General features: G+C 68.9%; 17 protein-coding genes. 9 read left to right on the forward strand and 8 right to left on the reverse strand.

What is annotated here, in order from left to right; genetic code table 11:
- Window positions 1–12: 12 nt before the first annotated feature.
- Window positions 13–1,305 (reverse strand): NAD(P)/FAD-dependent oxidoreductase, encoded by a 1,293-nt coding sequence (locus ACTMO_RS0116040; RefSeq protein WP_084792182.1) that lies wholly within the window; start codon window positions 1,303–1,305, stop codon window positions 13–15.
- A gap of 277 nt (window positions 1,306–1,582) precedes the next feature.
- Here ACTMO_RS0116040 and ACTMO_RS21280 point away from each other — a divergent pair, with 277 nt between their 5' ends.
- The 3 genes from ACTMO_RS21280 (at window position 1,583) to ACTMO_RS0116055 (ending at window position 4,210) form a co-directional block, all read left to right on the forward strand.
- Window positions 1,583–3,064, forward strand: a complete 1,482-nt coding sequence (locus tag ACTMO_RS21280; RefSeq protein ID WP_019855704.1) for an aldehyde dehydrogenase family protein — start codon at window positions 1,583–1,585, stop codon at window positions 3,062–3,064.
- A 71-nt stretch (window positions 3,065–3,135) separates the two neighbouring features.
- Entirely contained in the window at window positions 3,136–3,660 is a 525-nt protein-coding gene (locus tag ACTMO_RS21285) for a DUF4188 domain-containing protein (protein ID WP_084792384.1), read from the forward strand.
- 115 nt (window positions 3,661–3,775) lie between these two features.
- Window positions 3,776–4,210: a hypothetical protein gene (locus ACTMO_RS0116055; RefSeq protein WP_033401560.1), complete on the forward strand. Its 435-nt coding sequence runs from the start codon at window positions 3,776–3,778 to the stop codon at window positions 4,208–4,210.
- A gap of 122 nt (window positions 4,211–4,332) precedes the next feature.
- Here the strand turns inward: ACTMO_RS0116055 and ACTMO_RS0116060 are convergent, their stop codons facing one another.
- Window positions 4,333–5,061 (reverse strand): TetR/AcrR family transcriptional regulator, encoded by a 729-nt coding sequence (locus ACTMO_RS0116060; RefSeq protein WP_026449308.1) that lies wholly within the window; start codon window positions 5,059–5,061, stop codon window positions 4,333–4,335.
- A 195-nt stretch (window positions 5,062–5,256) separates the two neighbouring features.
- Between ACTMO_RS0116060 and ACTMO_RS21290 the strand changes: the two genes are divergently transcribed.
- Both ACTMO_RS21290 and ACTMO_RS0116070 read left to right on the forward strand, forming a co-directional pair.
- A complete protein-coding gene (locus ACTMO_RS21290; RefSeq protein ID WP_084792186.1) occupies window positions 5,257–5,871 on the forward strand; it encodes an RNA polymerase sigma factor in 615 nt (204 codons plus the stop codon).
- 192 nt (window positions 5,872–6,063) lie between these two features.
- Window positions 6,064–7,611, forward strand: coding sequence for an MFS transporter (locus ACTMO_RS0116070; protein WP_019855709.1), 1,548 nt, complete (start codon window positions 6,064–6,066; stop codon window positions 7,609–7,611).
- A gap of 91 nt (window positions 7,612–7,702) precedes the next feature.
- Here ACTMO_RS0116070 and ACTMO_RS0116075 read toward each other — a convergent pair whose 3' ends face one another.
- Entirely contained in the window at window positions 7,703–8,602 is a 900-nt protein-coding gene (locus tag ACTMO_RS0116075; protein WP_019855710.1) for an AAA family ATPase, read from the reverse strand.
- 180 nt (window positions 8,603–8,782) lie between these two features.
- On the opposite strand from ACTMO_RS0116075, the gene ACTMO_RS0116080 reads away from it, so the two are divergent.
- Together ACTMO_RS0116080 and ACTMO_RS0116085 are read left to right on the forward strand one after the other, a co-directional pair.
- Entirely contained in the window at window positions 8,783–9,340 is a 558-nt protein-coding gene (locus ACTMO_RS0116080) for a suppressor of fused domain protein (RefSeq protein WP_019855711.1), read from the forward strand.
- 129 nt (window positions 9,341–9,469) lie between these two features.
- Window positions 9,470–9,733, forward strand: a complete 264-nt coding sequence (locus ACTMO_RS0116085) for a PspC domain-containing protein (RefSeq protein ID WP_019855712.1) — start codon at window positions 9,470–9,472, stop codon at window positions 9,731–9,733.
- 19 nt (window positions 9,734–9,752) lie between these two features.
- On the opposite strand, the gene ACTMO_RS0116090 is transcribed toward ACTMO_RS0116085, so the two are convergent.
- The 5 genes from ACTMO_RS0116090 to ACTMO_RS0116110 form a co-directional block, all read right to left on the reverse strand.
- Window positions 9,753–11,804 (reverse strand): glycoside hydrolase family 84 protein, encoded by a 2,052-nt coding sequence (locus tag ACTMO_RS0116090; RefSeq protein ID WP_019855713.1) that lies wholly within the window; start codon window positions 11,802–11,804, stop codon window positions 9,753–9,755.
- A 358-nt stretch (window positions 11,805–12,162) separates the two neighbouring features.
- Window positions 12,163–13,812, reverse strand: coding sequence for a chaperonin GroEL (gene groL / locus ACTMO_RS0116095; protein ID WP_019855714.1), 1,650 nt, complete (start codon window positions 13,810–13,812; stop codon window positions 12,163–12,165).
- Window positions 13,813–14,048: 236 nt separating this feature from the next.
- Window positions 14,049–15,353 carry a serine/threonine-protein kinase gene (locus ACTMO_RS0116100; RefSeq protein WP_019855715.1) on the reverse strand — a complete coding sequence of 435 codons (1,305 nt, stop codon included), beginning with the start codon at window positions 15,351–15,353 and terminating at the stop codon, window positions 14,049–14,051.
- Window positions 15,354–15,513: 160 nt separating this feature from the next.
- Entirely contained in the window at window positions 15,514–15,717 is a 204-nt protein-coding gene (locus ACTMO_RS0116105) for a cold-shock protein (RefSeq protein WP_019855716.1), read from the reverse strand.
- A gap of 170 nt (window positions 15,718–15,887) precedes the next feature.
- Window positions 15,888–16,559 (reverse strand): TIGR00266 family protein, encoded by a 672-nt coding sequence (locus tag ACTMO_RS0116110; RefSeq protein ID WP_019855717.1) that lies wholly within the window; start codon window positions 16,557–16,559, stop codon window positions 15,888–15,890.
- 201 nt (window positions 16,560–16,760) lie between these two features.
- Between ACTMO_RS0116110 and moeA the strand changes: the two genes are divergently transcribed.
- Window positions 16,761–17,996: a molybdopterin molybdotransferase MoeA gene (moeA, locus tag ACTMO_RS0116115; protein ID WP_033402010.1), complete on the forward strand. Its 1,236-nt coding sequence runs from the start codon at window positions 16,761–16,763 to the stop codon at window positions 17,994–17,996.
- A gap of 262 nt (window positions 17,997–18,258) precedes the next feature.
- Complete coding sequence (locus tag ACTMO_RS0116120; RefSeq protein WP_019855719.1) at window positions 18,259–20,235, forward strand: M48 family metallopeptidase; 1,977 nt, start codon at window positions 18,259–18,261, stop codon at window positions 20,233–20,235.
- Window positions 20,236–20,632 lie beyond the last annotated feature (397 nt).

Here is a 20,632-nt window from a genome sequence, read left to right on the forward strand (position 1 = left end):
GGATGAGGACTTTCAGTTCGTCGGAACGGGCCGGGAAACGGCCCGCAGGACGGATTCCGCGGCGGCTTGGCCGGAATCGAAGGCGGATTCGTGCGAACCGATGATGTCCGGCCCCATCTTGCGGGAGTGGAAATAGGAACCGGCGAACTTGACCCGGGGACTGGACTCGTTGATCGAGTATATGTCGTGTTGCAGTCGCCGCGCTTCCACGGTGAAAACGGGATGCCGGTAGGATATTTCCTCGATCACCGAGTCCTCCCTGATCGGCACCCCCGAGTCCAGGGTGAGGAAGTAGTCGGTGGCGCTGGTGATCTGTTGCAGGTCGTTCAGGTAGTACACCACCCAGGAGTCGTACTGCCGACCCGCTCCGGTTCTGCCGTAGTTCCAGCTCCGCCAGGCGGTCCGGTCCGGGGGCATGACGCCGCTGTCGGTGTGCAACGTCGCCCGGGTGGGGTGGTAACCCACCGCGGAGAGTCTGCGTTGCTGCGGATTCGGCTCTCGCAGCAACGCCATCGCGTCGTCGGCGTGCGTGGCGAGCACGACGTGGTCGAAGGTCTCCAGTTCCCCGTCGTCGGTGCGCACGACGACTCCGTCGGGGCGTTCCTCCACCCCGGCCACCGGACAGGACAGGCGCAGCCGGACCCCGGACTCGTCGAAGACACGCCGCACCGCGCGCACGTAGTTGACGCTGCCGCCCGTGACCGTCCGCCACGGCACGGTTCTGCCGCCGAGTCCCTCCGCGCCGTGCGCGAAGAAGAACGCGATGACGGTGCTGGCGGGCATCTCCCAGATCCGGTCGGCGGGCACCGACCACGCGGCCGTGGATATCAGGACCACGAACCCGTAGCGGAACGAGTCGCTGTAACCGTTACGGTCCAGATACTCACCGAGCGGCATGTCCGCCTGCTTGCGCATGAAGTGTCTGGGCGACTCCGTGTGGAAACGTTTCGCCTCGCGCCACAGCTCCAGGAATTCGGGGGAGTAGCGTTGTCGAACCTGTTGTTCGGTCAGCTCGAAGTCGTCCGAGACATAGCTCGACCCGGCGTCCAGATCGAAAAAGCTGAACTTTCCCGGGTGGTCCTGAGTGGGAACCCCCAGTTCCCCGAAGAATGCGGACAACTTCGGGTAGTGCGGTGAGTTGTAAACGATGAACGCCGTGTCGAGGCCGATTGTTCTTCCGTCGTCCTCCACTTCGACCGTGTAAGCGTGTCCCCCCAGACTCCCGTCGGATTCGAACAGAGTTACGTGCGTGTCATCGCGGAGATGGTACGCCGCAGACAAGCCTGCGATCCCACCACCGATCACTGCTGTACGTGGTGTCACGGTGCCCCTTTCAACCGGACCCTCGTCACGGGGCTTCGCCAACACAGAGTCCGTACGTGACGCACAGATACACTGCGGGCGAAATTTCCTCGTGCGGAGCGTTTTCGGTGAATCACCCACCTGGATGAGAGCGATTCCGGGGGACGTCGGGAACCACCGGTCGGATCGTGTGGCGGCCTCATGTATCCGCACCCCTGGGCGCGGGTATCTGTACTGGGCGGGATGGCGACGTCTCGATCGAACCGGGGGAGCGGACGTGATGGAGCACGACGGAACGGAGTCCCGGGACACCCTGCCGGTGAGCTCGTGGGAGGGCGCCTTCTTCGGAGCGGGGTGGCAACCGGGGGGCTCCGTGCTGGACAGCACGGACGTCGTGCACGGACACCGGTTGACGACCGTGGGCGTACCGGAGGAGCGGCAGATCGCGGAGGTCGCCGCCCTCGCCGACCGAACCCGCCGGCAGTGGTGGTCGCTGCCCCCGGAGAACCGAGCCGAGGTGCTGCGGCGGGCGGCCGAGCTGTTGATCACCTGGCGGGAGGAACTGGCCGGTTGGCTCGTGGCGGAGTCCGGCGCCGTGTGGGGGAAGGCGCTGTGGGAACTGGAGGGCAGCGCCGCCGAGCTGAACGAGGCGGCCGAACTGGCCACACTCGACACCACGGTGGAGGCCGACAGCCCCGTGCCGGGAAGACGGGCCGAGGCCCGGCGCGTCCCCCTGGGCGTCGTGGGGGTGATAACCCCCTGGAACATGCCGATGCTGCTGGCCGTGCGCTCGGTCGGCCCGGCGTTGGCCACGGGCAACGCCGTGCTGCTCAAACCCGATCCGAACACGCCGGTCAGCGGCGGGACGCTGCTCGCGCACGTGCTGCGGCGGGCGGGAGTGCCCGACGGGCTGTTCGCCGTGCTGCCCGGGGACGCGGACACGGCCCGTTCGGTCGTCGACGCCGCCGAGGTGACCGCCGTCTCCTTCACCGGCTCGACCTCGGCGGGACGCGAGGTGGGACGCCGTGCGGGCGGCGGGTTGAAGAAGTGTCTGCTCGAACTGGGCGGCAACAACCCCTTCGTGGTACTCGACGACGCCGACCCGGTCACCGCCGCAGAGGCGGGGGCCTGGGGTGGTTTCGTCCACTCGGGGCAGTTGTGCATCGGCGTCGGACGTCACCTGGTGCACCGCTCGATCGCCGAGGAGTACGTGGCCGCCCTGGTCGAGCGGGCCGAGGCTCTCGTGGTGGGAGACCCCCGTCACGGGGGGACGCAGATCGGCCCGATCATCAACCGCACACAGCACGAACGGATCTCCTCCATCGTGGCCGCCACGGTCGAGTCCGGAGCGCGGAAGCTGACCTCGCGCGAGCCCGAATTCCCGTTCCACCCACCGACGGTGCTGACCGGGGTGAGGCCGGGGACTCCGGCTTTCGACGAGGAGATCTTCGGTCCCGTGGCCGCCGTGACGGTCTTCGACGACGACGCCGAGGCGGTGGGGCTGGCGAACGCCTCCGAGCACGGCCTGTCCGCCGCCGTGCGGAGCGGTTCCGAGGAACGGGGCAACGCCGTGGCGCGGGAGTTACGCGCCGGGATGATCCATCTGGGTGACCAAACGGTGAACAGTGAACCAAAACTGCCGTTCGGTGGTTTCGGACAGTCGGGCAACGGTGGGAGTTTCGGCGGGGTCGCCGGTGTGGAGGCATTCAGCACCTGGCAGACCAGAACCGTCACCGGTCCGGGCAGGAAGTTCCGATTCTGAGGTTGTCGTGGGAACCGCTTCCTGTCGTTTCCACGAGTCGATTGCGCACGTCGAACGCGGAGGTGATGTCGATGGGGCGTAAACGCCCGACCGGTGGCCGACGTACCGCTGATGTCCCGGACGGTACCGTTGTCTTCCTGATCGGAATGCGGATCAACAAATGGTGGAAGATTCATCGCTGGTTGCCCAGTTTCCTGGCGATGCCACCGATGTTGGTCGAACTGAGGAAACAGCCCGAACTGGGCATGTTGGGCTACCACGTCTGGTTCGGACGAACCACCCTGTTGGTCGAGTACTGGAAGGACATGGACCATCTGATGGCCTATGCCCGCAACGCCGACCACGAGCACGTGCCCGCCTGGCGGAGGTTCAACCGTCGCGTGGGGGTCGACGGCAGCGTCGGAGTTTTCCACGAAGCCTATGTCACTCATCCGGATGAGATGCACATCATCTACCGGAACATGCCCGAGTTCGGCATGGGACGTTTCACGAAAACCGAGGTTCAGGAGGGATCCGGAGCGACCACCGTCGCGTCACCGGAATCCCCCCACGAAACGCGTCAGGAGTCCGCCCAACAGGTCCGGAACCACGAATGACCGAAAACGTGGCACCCCGGACCCCCACACCGCCGTACCGATGTTCCGATTCCTCGCGACGTCGCGCGTCCGGGCACGATGAGGACGCGTTCGCAGTCAGCCTTTCCCACCACCGATGAGGAGTACAACAGAGTTGTCCACCCTGACGTTGAGCCCCGAGTCCCAGTACGTCGCCGGAGTCGTTCTGCTGACGATCGTCACGATCGAGTTCGGCGGATGGTTCGTCTCCCGCATCGTACGCGGGGACGTTCCGATGACGGATTTCCAGCAGGCTTTCTCCCGTGCCATGCACGGACACGCCGGTGTGCTCGTGACCCTGAGTCTGGTGTGCCTGGTGTTGGCGGACGCGGCCGCCCTCAGCGGTGTGTTCGGCTGGGTGGGAAGACTGGGCGTTCCGGTGGCGGCGGTGCTGATGCCCCTGGGCTTCTACCTGTCCTCCGCGGGGCGTGACGTGACACGACCCAACAGCATGATCGCCGTGGTCTGGATCGGCGCGCTGGTCCTGGCACTGGGGGTCGTCACACTGGGAGTCGGCCTGCTGCTCGCGTGATCACCCGACCCCGGTCGTGGGGGTCGCGTCGCCGTGCTCGGGGACGTGGCCACCAGCCTTTCCGGAGACTCCGGCTCGGGCCCCACGAGCCGGGGTCGGTGCTCGTGCACTCCGGCGTTGCCTCACTTGTGCGGTGGACGGCGGGGAACTCCCAGACAGTCCCCCATGTCCGCCAGTTCCATCTCGAAAAGCAACCCGGCGGCGTCCCCGAGCAGTGTGTTCTGCCCCATGGCCTCCATGCAGACCACACCGTAGAGCTTGGTCCAACTGCGGATGAACACCAGCAGGGCTTGCGGGGGGAGGTCGAAGGCACCGTCGGTGTTGGACCGGAAGCGTTCGACCATCGTGTGCTGCTGTTCGGTCATCTCCTCGGGAGCGGGGGCGTCGTAACCGTGCTCGTTCCAGAGCCGGGAGAACAGACGCATGAAAGTGGTCCCGAATCTCCGGCGGGCTTCGACGACCTCCGCGGAGACGTTCGGCGGCAACGGGTGGAGCAGGATCAACTCGAACTCGTGCGGGTGGCCGGCGGCCCACTCCCGGAACGCCCAACTGGCGGTGACGATCTTGTCCCGCACCGAGGACACGGCCGCCACCTCGTTGTCCAGATGCGTGTTGAGCTCGTCGAAGACGTCGACGATGACCGCGTTGACCAGGTCCTCGTGGTTGCTGAAGTACCGGTATATCGCGGGTGAGCTCATGCCGAGTTCCCTGGCGACCGCACGGATCGACACGGCGTCGATGCCGTGTTCGTTGAGCAGTTTCGCCGCGCTCTGCCTGATCTCGTTGGCCGTCCGTTCACGCATACGTTCCCGCCACGGGGAACGTCTGTTCGAGGCGGTTTCGGAGGCCATCACGTACTACCTCGCATTCGGTGAACTCGGGGCGTTCTCGCTGTTGTGGGACACGTTAGTCCAAACAGCCGATAAACCGTCATGATGCCGGTATCGCCCTGGTTATCACTGTGTAACCAAAGCGAACAACCTCTTTCAAACTTTCGGGCTAGTAGCTAGTCTGCGACCGAGCCCACCAAGTCCATAGGAGGCACAATGTCGGAACCGGCGGTCGCCGATACCACCCATGGACCGGAAAGACCGTTATCCGATGCTCGGCGGCGATCGACAGCCTTCAAAGCAGGGTTGATCGAGGCCTGCCGAGCAGGACAGCCCTGGGCCTGGTCAAAGTTGATCACGGAATACCAACCGCTGGTCTGGACCGTGGCACGCTCGTTCGGACTCAACCACGCCGACAGCGAGGACCTGTGTCAACTGACCTGGCAACGGCTGCACGAACACATTCACCAACTGCAACAACCACACAGGGTGTCCGCCTGGATCGTCACCACGAGCCGCCGGGAGGCCATGAAACACGTGTCCAAGCACTCGTGGCAGATCCCGGTGGACAGCGTGCAGATCATGGACCGCTGCACCGCCTCCGACCACGAACGGCCCGTCGACGAGGTCTACGTCGAGCGGATACTCGACCCACGGCTGCGCACGGCCGTGCAGGCGCTGAGCCAACGTCAGCGCAACCTCCTGGGGATGCTCATGTCGGAACCGCCGGCGAGCTACGAGACGATCAGTCGAACTCTGGGGATACCGCGAGGCTCCATCGGACCCACCCGGGACCGGATCCTGCGCAAGATCAAGCAGTACATCGTCTGACGGGACCCGCGACGCGGAACTGACTCACCCGTATCGGTGACATACGGCTCGGTAAGTATCCGACAGCCTCCGTCGTGACTCCGTTCCACGGAGGACGGATTTCCCACCACGAGCACAACGCGAACCCTCGCACGACCCGACGGCCGTCCACTGGGGGCGGTGCACGACGAACGGATTTGGACGCGAACGGGTATGTCAAAAGCCGACGAACAGCAGGACAGCGACTCGACGAGCCCCACGGGAACGGACACCGGACGACGGCCACGGCACCTCGCGGTCATGGTGACCTGCTGTCTGGGGATGTTCATGGCCTTCATCGAGGTCACCGCCGCCATCTCCACGCTGCGCAGCATGCAGGTGGAGCTGTCGGTTCCTCCCGCCTTCCTGAGCTGGGTCTCCAGTGCCTACACCCTCGCCCTGGCGGCACTGGTGCTTTCCGGAGGCGCGATCGGTGAACGTTTCGGGCGGAAACGCTCCTACCTCAGCGGCGTGGTGATCCTGGCCGCCGGCTCGTTGGTGGTCGCCACGGCGCCGACCTTCGGTGTCGTCATGGCGGGACGCGTCATCAGCGGCGTCGGCGGAGCGCTGATCCTGCCCCTGTCCCTGGCCTATGTGGTCATGACCTTCACCGACGCGAACCAACGGGCCAGGATGATCTCGGTGTGGGTCTCCATGTCGGGAGTGGCCCTGGCGCTCGGCCCGGTGCTCGGCGGTGCACTGAACTCCATGACCAGCTGGCGGGCGGTGTTCGTGATCAACACACCGCTGGCGTTGGTCACGGTGCCACTCGGCGTGTACGCACTGCGCGAGGCGGCGAACCCACAGCGGCGTCTCGACCCGGGCGGCCAGTTCCTCGCCGTCGTGGGGCTCACCGGGCTGGTCTACGGGGTGATCGCGGGAGGACGCGACGGCTACGCGGCCACCCACGTGCTCGCCAGCCTGGGGCTGGGGGTGCTGTGCCTGATCGGGCTGGTGCTGGTGGAGGCCCGTGCCGAACAGCCGATGCTGGACGTGCGCATGATGCGGTCGCTGCCCTACTCGATCTCCCTGTTCCTCGCCGCCGTCGGGCTGTTCGGGTTCGTGGGCGTGACCTACGTGCAGGTCATGTTCCTACAACAGGTCCAGCGGCACACCCCCCTGGAGTCCGGGCTGCGGCTGCTCGCCGAGATGGTCGCCTTCATGGTCGTCACCGTGCTGGCCGGCCGCTGGACCGCGCGGTTCGGCCCGGCCCGCATGTTGCTGACCGGCCTGTTCACCGCCGCCGTGGCCGCCCTGCTGCTGAGCACCCAGGACGCGGACACCTCCTACCTGTTCAGCGGACTCGCCCTGGCCCTGGTCGGGGCGGGAAGCGGACTGGTGATCGCGCCCTCGACCTCGGCGGCACTGTCGGTCGTCCCACCCCAGCGGGCCCCGGCCGCCTCGAACGCGGTGACCGGTTTCCGCCAGGTCGGTTCGGTGCTGGGAACGGCGGTGCTGGGCGCGGTGCTGGGAACCCGCTTCGCGGGGGCCTTGGCCGACGAACTCGCCGAGGCGAACGTCGCCGCGCCGCGTGCCGAGGCGCTGGTCCGAGCCGCACGGCAGGGAATCCCCCACAGCGAGGACCCGGTCGTGCGGGCAGCGATCCTGCGCTCCTACGAGTCCGGAGTCCAACTCAGCCTGCTGTGCAACAGCGTGCTGCTGCTGTGCGCCTCGGGGGTCGCCGTGGTGTTCGTGGTGCTGAGCCGGAGGAAGCACTCCTGAGATCGGCCGACCCACCGAAACGAACCGGCGCGGGCGTCGACGCGACCCCGCGCGGTTCGCCCGCCGCCCCGGCACGTTCCGACGACGGAGATCAGGTCCCGTCCTGGTCCACCACGCCCGCCGCCCGCACCCGCCGCACGTCCTCGCTGTACTTCAGCACCGTGCCCAGGGTGCGAGCGGCGGTCTCGGTGTCCAGCTCCGCGGCCCCCAAGGCGAGCAACGCACTCGCCCAGTCGATCGCCTCGGCCACCCCGGGCGGTTTGAGCAGCTCCAGCGAGCGCATCCTGCGCACCGCACCGGCCACCTGGTCGGCCAACCTCCGGTCCAGCTCCGGAACCCGACTCCGCAGAATGCTCACCTCACGCTCCGGACCGGGGTGTTCCAGCCAGTGGTAGAGACAGCGCCGCTTCAACGCGTCGTGCACCTCCCGGGTGCGGTTGGAGGTCAGCACCACCAGTGGTGGCTCCGTGGCCTCCACCACCCCGAACTCGGGGACGGTCACGGTGTACTCGGACAGTATCTCCAGCAGGAACGCCTCGAACTCGTCATCGGCCCGGTCGATCTCGTCGACCAGCAGCACGCACGGCGCCCGCTGCAACGCCCGCAGCAACGGACGCGCCAACAGGAAACGCCGGGTGTACAGCGAGGACTCGGCGGCACCGACGTCGAGACCACCGGTGGAGACCGTCTCCAGGGCACGCAGATGCAGCAACTGACGCGGAAAGTCCCACTCGTACAGCGCCTGGGCGGCGTCGATCCCCTCGTGACACTGCAACCTGACCAGTTCGAGCCCGTAGGCACCCGCCAGCGCGTGGGCCAGGGCGGTCTTCCCGGTTCCCGGCTCTCCCTCGCACAACAGGGGTCTGGCCATCCGCACCGCGAGGAACGCGGCGGTGGCCACCCCCTCGTCCGGAAGATAACCGGTCTCCCGCAGCGCGACGGCGACGTCGGCGGGCGAGCCCGGCACGGCGGAACCGTGTTCGTCGACCATGCCGCGAGCCTAGGACACCGATCACCTTCCGTGTCCGAACGACGCCCGCCGAACCCCGAACCTCCCACCCACGCGTCCGGGGCGTACCGCCCGTGGCGGAGATCCGCTCCCACCGCGGTCCGCCGGAGGAGCGGGGGTCATACTTACGCCGGTGGAAACCACGTACAGCCGAGGTGGATCGTGAGTCGCTTCAGCGAGTTCCCCGCCCATGTCGAGCAGTACCTCGGCAGGATCCGCGGCGCGGACAGTCAGGAAACGGGTTCCCGGGAACGGGGCTACCACCTCGTCTACTGCGACCCGCCGCACGGTGAGCACGTCTCGGTGCTGACCAACGGGCTGCGCTCCCACACCGCCGGGGCTCCGCTGCCGCACGAACTGGTCTGCACCCTGTACCGCGAGCAGGAGCTGCACGCGCGGCACCTGACCGGGGTGATCGCCGAACTGCTCGACGAGTCGAACAGCCGGGTCGGGCCGGGAGCGTTGATCATGAACGATCGCGCGCTGCTGCCGGAGACCGACATCAGCGGAGCGCTGGCCGCGCCCCATCCCTACCTCGGGGAGGACTTCGACGTGCTGCGCGACGAGTCCGGCCAGGCGGTGCTGCGCCTCATCACCCTACTGCCGATCACCCGGGGAGAGGCACAGCTCGTGGCGCGCTACGGCAGTGACGTGCTCTACGACCGCTGGGAGCAGTACGAGACCGACCTGCTCGACGTCTTCCGCCCGTCGGTGGCCTGAGGCTCCTCCGGTGTCCGGCCCGGTAGGGGCGCCGCGGTTCGTCGTCTCCGGCCCCCGTCCCGGAACTCGGGGTTCTCTCGGGGTCGTTCCCGGAGGGCGGCGGCCCGGCAGCGGGTGTTTCCTGGAGGTATGACACACGAGTACAGCCACACCCACGAGGTCACGGTCGGAGACGAGTCCGGCGCCCGGGCGGGCGCACCGAGAGCCCCCCGGTACCGGTTCCGTCGCGCCCGGGACGAACGCATGATCGCCGGAGTGTGCGGCGGGGCCGCGAAACTCTTCGGGATCGACCCCACGATCGTGCGGGTCGCGCTGGTGGCCGCGACGCTGATCGGTTTCGGACTCGGTTTCGTGCTCTACCTGGTCTGTTGGATCGTGGTTCCCGAGGAGTGACCGGCGCGGAACCGGGCTCCTACATCTCGGGGGCCTGCCGGACGAACTCGTCGAGCACCCCCTCGGCGAGGCGTACCGGCCCCTGGGGACGTGTCTGACCGGCGACGGTGTGGACCGACTCGGCCCGGTCGGCGAGTTCGGCCGCCTGGCGGAAACGTTGCTTGGCGGTGTCCTCGTCGCCGGTGGCCCGGGCGGACAATCCGTCCAGGGTGGTCAACAGTGCCTCCCCCCACGCGTCGGTGGCACGTAGCCACGGCCGCACGTCGGCCACGAAGTCCTCGGGAGCCCCGTCGCGAATGTGCTCCGGGGCGTCGGCCACGGCCCGCGCGTAGCCACGCAGCTCGGCCACCGCCCGCTGACGGCTCTGCCCACCGGCCTCCCACGTGCCGCGGAACTCGTCCAACCGTTTCCGCAGCCCCGGCGCGGGGGCCAGCCAGGGGGTCCCGTCCGGCAGCGGGGCCATGTGGTTCAGGTCGAAGAAGACCATCAACGCGTCGACCGTCTCCCCGCTCGACTCGGTGTCCGCGCCCTCTTCCGAGAGCCGTTGACCGGCCAGGTACTCGGCGGCGGCCCGCCAGGACCGTTGCGGGTCGAAGTCGGAGCTGTTCCAGGCGAAGTCGGCGGCGGAGAACTCCACCACCTTGCTCGCCGCGGCCTGGTTCATCGGGTTGACCACCAGCCCTTCGAGGTGCTCGGTCAGCCCGGGCTGCCTCCTGGCGTAGGGGCCGAGCATCAGCAGCCCCTCGGTGGCGTCGTAGTCGTTGACGGGGTAGTTGTCCCACAACACCGGGTCCCGGTCCCACACCCGGGCGGCGGCAGCCGCGTCGTCGACGGTGATCCGCTCGGGAATCACCCCGTCACCGGTCCACATGATCTCCATCGTGGAGGGCAGGTTCCGCCGCAACGCCGTTTTGTAGGGGCCGGACTCGGCGTCGGAGTACTCGGTCGGCACCGTCCACAGCGGGCCCACCCCGTTGTGCGTGCCCACGAACTCGCGTCCGAGCCTGCTGAGCAGCTCCCCCTGTGCACGGCCCGCCGCCGCCGGTGAGGCGGCTCCGTACTCCTCCCGGTCCGACGCGCAGTTCCACTCGGTGTAGGAGATGTCGTCGAACGGGATCGAGAAGTGCCGCACCCCGACGTCGTACACGGCCTGCAACTTGTCCACCAGCGCCCGCCAGTCGTCCGGATCGCTGAAGCAGATCGACTTCCCCGGGGAGAGCGCGAAGGTGAACCGCACGTGGTTGGCCGCCGCCTGACGCACCAGTTCGCGCAGTTGGTCGAGTCGCTCACTCGGGTAGGGCTCGCGCCACTTCTCCCGGTGGTAGGGGTCGCTCTTGGGGGCGTAGACGTAGGAGTTGAACTTCACGGAGCCGTAGAACTCCAACTGGTCCATACGCTCGGCGTGGGTCCAGGGGCTGCCGTAGAACCCCTCGATCACCCCCCGGAAGGGGGTTTCGGGTTCGTCCAGGATGCTCACTCCGGCTATGCGTCCGGAGGAGGTGATCTGCCGGAGGGTCTGTACCGCGTAGTAGGCACCGGCCGCGTCCACCCCGCCGAGCACCACGGCCGGATCCTGACCGCTGTGGGCGGTTATCGCGTAGCTCTCGTCCTCCAGGCCCTCGTCCGAGTCCCGATCCGGAAAGTCCAGTCCCGAGTGCTGCAACTCCTTCCGGATCATCGGAGCCCAGCGGTTGCCGAGACGGACCTTCAGTGTGGCCTCGTCGACCGGGTTCCCCGGTTGCCGTACCACGACCTGCTCGGCTCCGGCACCGCGCAACACGCGCACCGCCAGGTCGCGGGTCTGCGGATCGACCATCGGGTCGACGACCAGCGAGACCGTGCCCTCCACCGTCACGTCCTCGCCCTCGGAGCGCATCTGGCTGGGACGCGGGAACACCTCGGGCAACCCGTCCCCCCGGGGGGAGTCCGGCTTCCGTCGAACCGTGTCCGCGCTGTCCTGGCCGTCCGAACTCGCTCGTTCGTCGGTGCAGGCCCCGGCGAACAGAGCGAGCACGCACAACAACGAGACCAGCACCACCGGACGGCGGGCGGTTCGCCGGACACGCCCCACGAGGCCTCCTCGGGTCGTCAACCGGTTCGGATCGGTCGTTCGCGTTCGCAAGCGGTCCTGTTGAGTGAATCATGGCCGCCACGACGCACTCGAATCACCCGACCCGTTCGGGTGACCACGCGTGGTCGGGGTGGGCGGTTCCGACAGTCCCGTCCCGAAGGGCCCGCGCAACGCCCGGATGTCGGCACGGGAGTCGGTCCCTCGCGACGACGGGGCACCTCGGGCGACGACGCCCCCGGAACACAGGACGGGGCCGCCTCCCGCGTTCGGGAGGCGGCCCCGTCGTGGACGTGGTGCTCACGTCATGGCTGGCGCGCCGGTCACGGACGGCGGCGGCCGTGTCCGTCCCCGAGGGACGTCACATCATGCCACCCATGCCGCCCATTCCGCCCATGCCGCCGGTCGGGTCGCCGCCTTCGCCGCCGCCGCTGTTCTTCTCCGGCTTGTCGGCGACCACGGCCTCGGTGGTCAGGAACAGTCCGGCGATCGAGGAGGCGTTCTGCACCGCGGACCGGGTCACCTTGGCCGGGTCGATCACACCGGCCTTGACCAGGTCCTCGTACTCGCCGGTCGCGGCGTTGAGCCCCTGGCCGGCGGGCAGGTTCTTGACCTTCTCGACCACGACGCCGCCCTCGAGACCGGAGTTGATCGCGATCTGCTTGAGCGGTCCCTCGACGGCGGCCCGGACGCTGTTGGCACCTGTGGCCTCGTCACCCTCCAGGTTGAGGTTGTCGAAGGCGGACACGGCGGCCTGCAGCAGGGCCACGCCACCACCGGCGAGGACACCCTCCTCGACGGCGGCCTTGGCGTTGCGCACCGCGTCCTCGATACGGTGCTTGCGCTCCTTGAGCTCGACCTCGGTGGCGGCCCCGGCCTTGATGACGGCCACACCACCGGCCAGCTTGGCCAGCCGCTCCTGCAGCTTCTCGCGGTCGTAGTCGGAGTCCGAGCGCTCGATCTCGGCGCGGATCTCGTTGACCCGGCCGGAGATCTGCTCGTCGTCTCCGGCGCCCTCGACGATGGTGGTCTCGTCCTTGGTGACGACGACCTTGCGGGCGCTGCCCAGCATGCTCAGGTCGGCGCTGTCCAGCTTGAGGCCGACCTCCTCGCTGATGACCTGGCCGCCGGTGAGGATGGCCATGTCCTGCAGCATCGCCTTGCGGCGGTCACCGAAGCCGGGGGCCTTCACGGCGACGGACTTGAAGGTGCCGCGCATCTTGTTGACGACCAGGGTGGCCAGGGCCTCGCCCTCGACGTCCTCGGCGATGATCAGCAGCGGCTTGTTGGCCTGCATGACCTTCTCCAGCAGCGGGAGAAGGTCCTTGACGTTGGAGATCTTCGAGCTCAGCAGCAGGATGTAGGGGTCGTCCAGCGACGCCTCCATCCGCTCCTGGTCGGTCACGAAGTACGGCGAGATGTAGCCCTTGTCGAAGCGCATACCCTCGGTGAGCTCCAGCTCCAGCCCGAAGGTGTTGCTCTCCTCGACGGTGATGACGCCTTCCTTGCCCACCTTGTCCATCGCCTCGGCGATGAGCTCACCGATCTGGGAGTCGCCGGCGGAGATGGCGGCGGTGGCGGCGATCTGTTCCTTGGTCTCGATTTCCGTGGCGTTCTTGAGCAGCTGCTCGGCGACCGCCTCGGTGGCCTTCTCGATGCCCCGCTTCAGGGCGGTCGGGCTGGCGCCGGCCGCGACGTTGCGCAGGCCCTCACGCACCAGCGCCTGGGCCAGGACGGTGGCGGTCGTGGTGCCGTCACCTGCGACGTCGTCGGTCTTCTTGGCGACCTCCTTGACGAGCTCCGCCCCGATCTTCTCCCACGGGTCGTCGAGCTCGATCTCCTTGGCGATGGAGACGCCGTCGTTGGTGATGGTCGGCGCGCCCCACTTCTTCTCGAGCACGACGTTGCGGCCCTTCGGGCCGAGCGTCACCTTGACGGCGTCGGCGAGGGAGTTCATGCCCCGCTCGAGACCGCGGCGGGCGTCCTCGTCGAACGCGATCATCTTGGCCATTGCGGTGTGGTCCTCCAGATTTTTGGACGCCGTGGAATCGCGACCCCACGGCAGGACTCGTGCTCGGCCAGGCTCGGTGCCCGCGACGGACGACCGGTCACCGCCCCGAGGGGCGGATACGGCCTCACCGTCCCGACCTGGCACTCACCCCTACTGAGTGCCAACACCGTGTTTAGCACTCACCGAAGGAGAGTGCAAGTCGGGGCGCGGAACAACATCCCCGAACGCGTCCACGCTCACCCGAACGGGGGCGGCGAGAACCTCCCGTCCTCCAGCGCGACCGGTGCCGCCGCGGGCTCCCCGCCCGTGCCGACGGCCCCTTCCGGCGCGGAGGCCGCATTGAGCCTGTCGACCATGATGATGAACATCACCACGAGCAGAGTCACCGCGGCGATCACCACGACCGGAACCACCCACCTGGCCGCACTCCGCGACCCGCGCGTGAAGGAGGTCGACTGGGCGGGCATGGGAGGCCGCACCCGAACCGGTTCCCCGGGCGGCGGGGGAACGCCAGGCCCCGGCGCTCCTCCCGGTCGGGGCACGCCCCCGGAGGGCGGGCCCGTCATCGGACCACCGGCGGTCGGCTGCGGCCCGGAAGGCGGTTCGACCGGCTGGGCGGGGAAAGGACCGGACTGCACGGGCTGTGGGCCCGAGGCGGGCCCCACCGGCGGGGCGGCGCCCACCCCACCGCCGGTGTGTCGCGGATCTCCGGAGGCACTCAGGGCCCTGCCCGCCGCGCTGACCAGCTCCCGGCAGGTGGCGTAGCGCTGTTCCGGGGTCTTTCCCATCCCCCGGTGCAGCACCTCGTCGATCGCCGGGGGCAGCGCGACCCGCGCGGTGACCCGGGGAGCCTCCGTGCGCAGATGCCCCTGGATGACCTCCTGCACCTCGCCGGTGAACGGCGGCCCGCCCGTCAGACACGCGTAGAGCATGCACGCCAGCGAGTAGAGATCGGTCCTGCCGTCCACCGCCTCCCCGCGCAGGTGTTCCGGCGCGGCGTAGGTCGGCGAGCCCAGGAAGTCCCCCGTGCTGGTGCGGTGGCCGGTGGCGCCCCGCCTGGTCAGACCGAAGTCGGCCAGGTACACGTGCTCGTGGGAGGCCTCCCGCGAGGTCACCAGCACGTTGGCCGGTTTCAGGTCCAGGTGCACGAGCCCCTTCTCGTGCAGCGTGTCCAACGCCTCCGCCACCTGACCGAGCAGGTCCACCGCACGGCGGGGCTCCATCGGACCCTCCGCGATGAGACTCGCCAGATCCGAGCCCTCCACGAGCCGCATCGCGATGTAGAGCATCCCGTCGACTTCCCCGAAGTCGTACAGCGGGACGATGTTGGCGTGGTCGATGGCCGAGGTGTTGCGCGCCTCGTCCACGAAACGCTCGCGGAATTCACTGTCACCGGTGATGTGCTCGCCCATCACCTTGAGGGCGACCTTGCGTCCGAGGCGGACGTCGGTGGCGCGGTACATGACGCTCATGCCACCGCGACCGAGCACTCCTTCGATCTTGTAGTGGCCGAGACGGCTCCCGGTGAGGTCTTCCGACACACCGGAAGCCTAACGTTTCGGCGAAACCGGCGTCTTCCGGTTCACGCTCCTCGCCCGGGACTCCTCCGCCGCCTCCGAACCCGACCTTCCGGAGGGCCCCACACACGAGAACGGCTCGGCCGAGCACCCGACCGAGCCGTCGCCGTCCTGTCCGGCCTGCTCAGAGCTTGCGGACGCCGTCAGCCTGGCTGCGGCCATCGCGTCCCGGCTTGACCTCGTACTCGACCCTGTCTCCCTCGTCGAGGGTCCGGAAACCATCCATGTCGATAGCCGTGTAGTGCACGAAGACATCGGAACCGTTGTCGGTAGCGATGAATCCGTAGCCCTTCTCGGGGTTGAACCATTTGACCGTGCCGACTGCCACGGCGTCCTCCTAGAAATATGATGCGCGGCGCACACGGCGCCGATGTAGCACCAGCCACGCTACCGCAACGGAGCCGATTCGTCCCGTTGTCGACCGCACGGATTTCCCGGCCCCCGCGGATGTGTGCACCACGGTCGGGCTCCGCCGCCGACGGGCGACCGGAGAAAGGATCACCCCCCGCCCGGCTGGGCCTGGGACCAGGACAGCAGGCGACGCGGACTGCGGGTCTGGGTGACCACCCTTCCGGGACCGGCGAAGTCGAACACCAGACCGGCCCCGGTGCGCAGCGACTGCGCACGCCCCTGCTCGAACTGGCGCAACCTGCACTGCACGGTGTCCGTGTAGGACACGACGTGTCCGGTGTCGACGGTCATGAACTCCCCGGGCTGGAGGTCGTGCACGTCCAGGGCCCCACAGCAGGCCAACACGAGCTGCCCCTGCCCGGAGGCGTGCACCAGAAACCCCGGCTGCCCCCCGAACAAGGGACGGAATCCGCTCCAGCTCGTCTCCAGACGCACCGTACCCGCCGCGGCGAGCCAGGACTGCCGCGCCAGGGTCCACCCCATCCGGCCGTCCATCTCGACGGTGTGCACGTCCCCGGGGAAGCTCGGTGCCACATCCAGCCACCCGCCCTGCGGGCCCGCCGCGTAACCGGTCTCCGGCACGGAGTCCCCACCGAGCGCCCGCGTCACGGCCCCCAGTCTTCCCGGACGACCAGTCGTGGTGCGCGAGATCCCGCTGCTGGTGGCCACCGCGTCGACCCCGGTGCGTGCCACCTCTCCCCCGGCCAGCACCAGACGGGCGATGCCGAACGACGGCGAATGACGAGTGCGGACCTGCACGGACCCCTCCCGACACGGTGGCGGTGCCCCACGGGGCGATCATCCGGACACGCGGGAGTCTTGCACGAGGTCTCCGGCACACGAGTTCGCCCCACGCCCGGCAGCCGGCCCGGACGGTACCGACCGCTGCGGAGGCGGTGGCGGGAAGACACTCGGCGATCCGGTGTGAGCCCTCCGGCGGACGTGTCCGATGATCGGGGTGTGGCGCACGATACCGACACTTCGGCACTGCTCTCGGTCGAGGACTACGCCCGACACGTCTCGGAGCTGCTGTCCCCGACACCGGTGCGGAACCTGCCGCTGGAGGACTGCCTGGGGCTGGCGCTGGCCGAACCGGTGACAACCGGCATCCCGCTGCCGCCGTTCGACAACTCGGCCATGGACGGCTACGCGGTCCGCGCGGCGGACCTGGAGGGAGCCAGCGGCGAGAGACCGGTGACCCTGCCCGTCACCGACGACGTCCCGGCCGGGAGGGTGGAGGTCGCGGAACTGTCACCGGGCACGGCCCAACGGATCATGACCGGCGCGCAGCTGCCTCCCGGAGCAGACGCGACCGTCCCCGTCGAGCACACCGACGGCGGCACGGAACGGGTGACCGTGCGCACCACGGTGTCGCCGGGTGCCAACGTGCGACGCGCCGGGGAGGACGTGTCCGAAGGGGACACCGTGCTGCACCGGGGGGACACCCTCGGGGCCGCCCGGCTCGGCATGGCCGCGGCCGTGGGGTGGGCCGAGCTGCCGGTGCACCGACCGGTCCGGGTGCTCGTCCTGTCGACCGGCTCGGAACTGGTCGAGCCCGGCGAACCGCTGGAACGGGGACAGATCCACGAGTCCAACGGGACCATGCTCGCGGCGGCGGTGCGCCAGTGCGGCGGTCAGACACGACTGCTGCGTTTCGTCCCCGACGACACGGCCGCCTTCCACGCCGCGCTGGAACCCCACCTGGAACGGACCGACCTGATCCTGACCTCGGGCGGGGTCAGCGCCGGCGCCTACGAGGTGGTCAAGGACGCCCTGGAGCACAGCGAGGTCCGTTTCCACCGGGTCGCCATCCAACCCGGAATGCCGCAGGGCGCCGGGCACTACACGGTGGGCGGCCACCGGATCCCCGTGATCACGCTGCCGGGCAATCCGGTCAGCTCGATCGTCTCCTTCGAGGTCTTCGTACGCCCCGCGTTGCGGAAGGCGGGCGGCCACCACCACACACACCGCCCGTTCCGCTGGGCGAGGCTGACCGGACGGCTGCGTTCCTCCCCGGGAAAACGCCAGTACCGGCGCGGAACGTTCGACCCCGCCTCCGACAGCGTCACCGTGCCGGGGGGAGCGGGCTCGCACCTGCTCTCCGGGATGGCGGAGGCCGACTGCCTGGTGGAGCTGCCGGAGGACAGCACCGAGGTCGCCGAGGGGACGACGGTGCGGGTGTGGCTGTTGGACTGACCCGACCGCCGGGTGTCCGGACGGATCGGGGGTCGTTGTTCGCCTGCGGCAGTGACCTCCCCGGAAGTCGGCGCCCCGAGGGCTCCCTGCCGTCGGGGCTCGGACGGTGACTAGCCTGAGGAGTCCTTGCGGAACGGTTCCCGGTGACCGCCACGGCGTCCGGCTCACTCGGCTCGTGTGGCCTCGGGTGTGAGCGGCCCGGCAGGCCGTTCCGACAGGGCCCGCAGCGTTCACGGATCATCGTCAGTCGGGAGTTGTCACTGTGCGTGCCCCATGGCGTGCCGTCGCGACCTCGGCACTGCACATCGGTTTCCTCGCCGCACCGGCAGTGCTGGTTCTCGGACTGTTCGGAATCGCCGCCTACACGGCTCGTCACGACCTGGGCAACGGCGTGCGGGCCGCCGCGGCCGGTCTCCTCGTCGCCGCGGTCACGGGCGCGTTGCTGTGGGGGCTGCTGCGGGTTCCCAACAGACCGCGCGGTGTCGCCGTGAACAGGCAGGGGCAGCCGCAGCTGTGGCGCACCGTGCGTCGGGTGTGCGAGGCGGCGGAGACCACAGATCCGGACGAGCTGCGCATCACCGCCGAGCCCGGCGTCCGGCTGCGGGAGCGCGCCGGGCTGCTGGGGCTGACCCGGGGAACCCGCTGCCTGGAGGTGGGACTTCCGCTGATCGCGGGACTCAACGTCTCCGAGCTGTCGGTGGTGCTGGCCCAGGAGCTGAGCCGTTTCGGGGGCGGTCCCGTCGAGGTGCTCGCCAGCCGCGTCCGGGAGTGCGTACTCCACACCCGCCGGGAGCTGACGGCGGGGCCCACCAAATGGCTGTTCGCCGGGTACGCGGCCGTGTGCCGCCGTCTGAGCGATCCGCTGGCCCGGTCCGGTGTGCTGCGTGGCGACGCCGTGGCCGTCCGGTTGGCGGGAAGACGTGTCACGGCGGCCACCCTGCGCAAGCACGTGGGACTGCGCCTGGGGTGGGAGGACTACACCCGGGAGTACCTGAGCATGGCCTCCCGCGTGGAACGCACCCCGGACGTGCTGCTGGGGTTCCGTTCGTTCCTGGAGAACCAGCACCGGCGCACGGAACTGGCCGAGCGCGCGAAGGAGACCATCGCCGCCGAGGAGGCCGCCGATGTCGCCCGTCCCACCGTCTCCCAACGACTCCAGGCACTGCGCAGGGCCTCCGGAGATCCGGAGGACCCCGACGAGCGTCCCGCACTGGCGCTGGTGCGCGAGCCGCGCACGAACGTCCCGGCCGTGGAGAACCGATTGCTCGCGGAGGGACTGGGAGAACGGGTTCCCTGGCCCGAGCTGGCCCGCATGGCGGCCGATCACGACGTGGCGGTGAAGACGGCCCGACTGAGCGCGGCGGTCTCCCAGAGCGGCGTGGAGACCGAGCCCACGCTGGCCGGGGTGTTGGCCGCCCTGCACCGCGGTGAGGGGCGCGAGCTGATCAACCCCGCGCTCAATCCGGGACTCGCCCCGGAACTCGTCGACGAGGCCGTGGTGGACACGTTGACCGAGCTGCTGGGGGCCGCCGTGGTGGACGCGCTGGTTCGGGCGGGGCGGGCCCAGCACGAGTTGGACTGGGGCGGGCCGCCCGTGGTGCGTCTTCCCGACGGGCGCACGCTGGACCCGGACAAACTGGTGCGTCCGGCCGTGGCCGATCCCAGGTTGGTTCCGGGGCTGCACCGGCATCTGGTGCACCTCGGGGTGCCCCTGGAGCACTCCCAACCGGCGGAGGACGAGCCGGAGCCCGGCACCTCCGGGGTGGTCAGTCCGGTCCGGGTCGCGGGGGGGCTGCACGACATGGTGGTCACGGACCGGGGGATCCTGCTGCTGCCCTCCTCCGTGCGGACTCTGCGCCGCGTGTTCGCGGGGGCGCTGGCCTCACTGCGGCGTTCCGAACACGAGCGTCTCGGGCGTGTGGCGACCACGCCGGTGGCCGAGCTGCGCGAGTTCCCGGGGGCGCAGTGGGTGGACACGCGGGACGTCGCCGGTGCCGAGCTGCACGAGACCCAGGGGAGCTGGGAGCTGACCCTGCGGCTGTACCTGGACGAGTACGCGGTCTCCGAGCTGACCGAGGGGGTCACCGAGACCGTCTCGGAGGATCCCGAGGAGGAGCTGGCGGCGTTGCGGGTATACGGGGTCGGGGACGCTCTGGAACAGGGGACTCCGTACACCGGTCTGGGGGACTTACTGGGGGCGCGGTTGCACACCACCCCCGCGGAACACTCATCAGGATGAGCAAATCAGCACGATGAGCACGAAGAGTTATTAAATATGTGACGAAAGTCCTCCTATCGAGGGTATATCTACGCCTGTGAGTTCTATTACACTGACAGTGGCGTCACGAGTTGTCGATCCACTCCGTCCCAAGAACGTCGGATCCCGTTCAGCCTCACGACGCTGACGGGAGGATCCGGAACCGAGGGTGCGTGTGCCGTCGGGGGGCACACGGATCCCCCGGGGGCCGTTCGGAGTCAACGGGGAGACTCCGAGCGGTCGGGGTTCCGGGGTGGCGCCGGCACGTTCGGGGGTGCCGGTGTCACCCCGGCCCCGTGTCACCGTACTGAGCTCCCCCACCAGGTGGTCCGCGTTCGGCGGCCCGCGCCTGCCGGCCGAGATCGCACGACCCCACCCC

It is taken from the genome of Actinopolyspora mortivallis DSM 44261 (assembly GCF_000384035.1).
Taxonomy (GTDB): Bacteria; Actinomycetota; Actinomycetes; order Mycobacteriales; family Pseudonocardiaceae; genus Actinopolyspora; species Actinopolyspora mortivallis.

Excerpts from the sequence above, each read along its gene's own strand:
- ACTMO_RS0116085 (WP_019855712.1), top strand. The coding sequence starts at position 9,470 with ATGACACACGAGTACAGCCACACCCACGAGGTCACGGTCGGAGACGAG.
- ACTMO_RS0116055 (WP_033401560.1), top strand. The coding sequence starts at position 3,776 with ATGAGGAGTACAACAGAGTTGTCCACCCTGACGTTGAGCCCCGAGTCC.
- groL (WP_019855714.1), bottom strand. The coding sequence starts at position 13,812 with ATGGCCAAGATGATCGCGTTCGACGAGGACGCCCGCCGCGGTCTCGAG.
- ACTMO_RS21280 (WP_019855704.1), top strand. The coding sequence starts at position 1,583 with ATGGAGCACGACGGAACGGAGTCCCGGGACACCCTGCCGGTGAGCTCG.
- ACTMO_RS21290 (WP_084792186.1), top strand. The coding sequence starts at position 5,257 with ATGTCGGAACCGGCGGTCGCCGATACCACCCATGGACCGGAAAGACCG.
- ACTMO_RS21285 (WP_084792384.1), top strand. The coding sequence starts at position 3,136 with ATGGGGCGTAAACGCCCGACCGGTGGCCGACGTACCGCTGATGTCCCG.
- ACTMO_RS0116075 (WP_019855710.1), bottom strand. The coding sequence starts at position 8,602 with ATGGTCGACGAACACGGTTCCGCCGTGCCGGGCTCGCCCGCCGACGTC.
- ACTMO_RS0116070 (WP_019855709.1), top strand. The coding sequence starts at position 6,064 with ATGTCAAAAGCCGACGAACAGCAGGACAGCGACTCGACGAGCCCCACG.
- ACTMO_RS0116060 (WP_026449308.1), bottom strand. The coding sequence starts at position 5,061 with ATGGCCTCCGAAACCGCCTCGAACAGACGTTCCCCGTGGCGGGAACGT.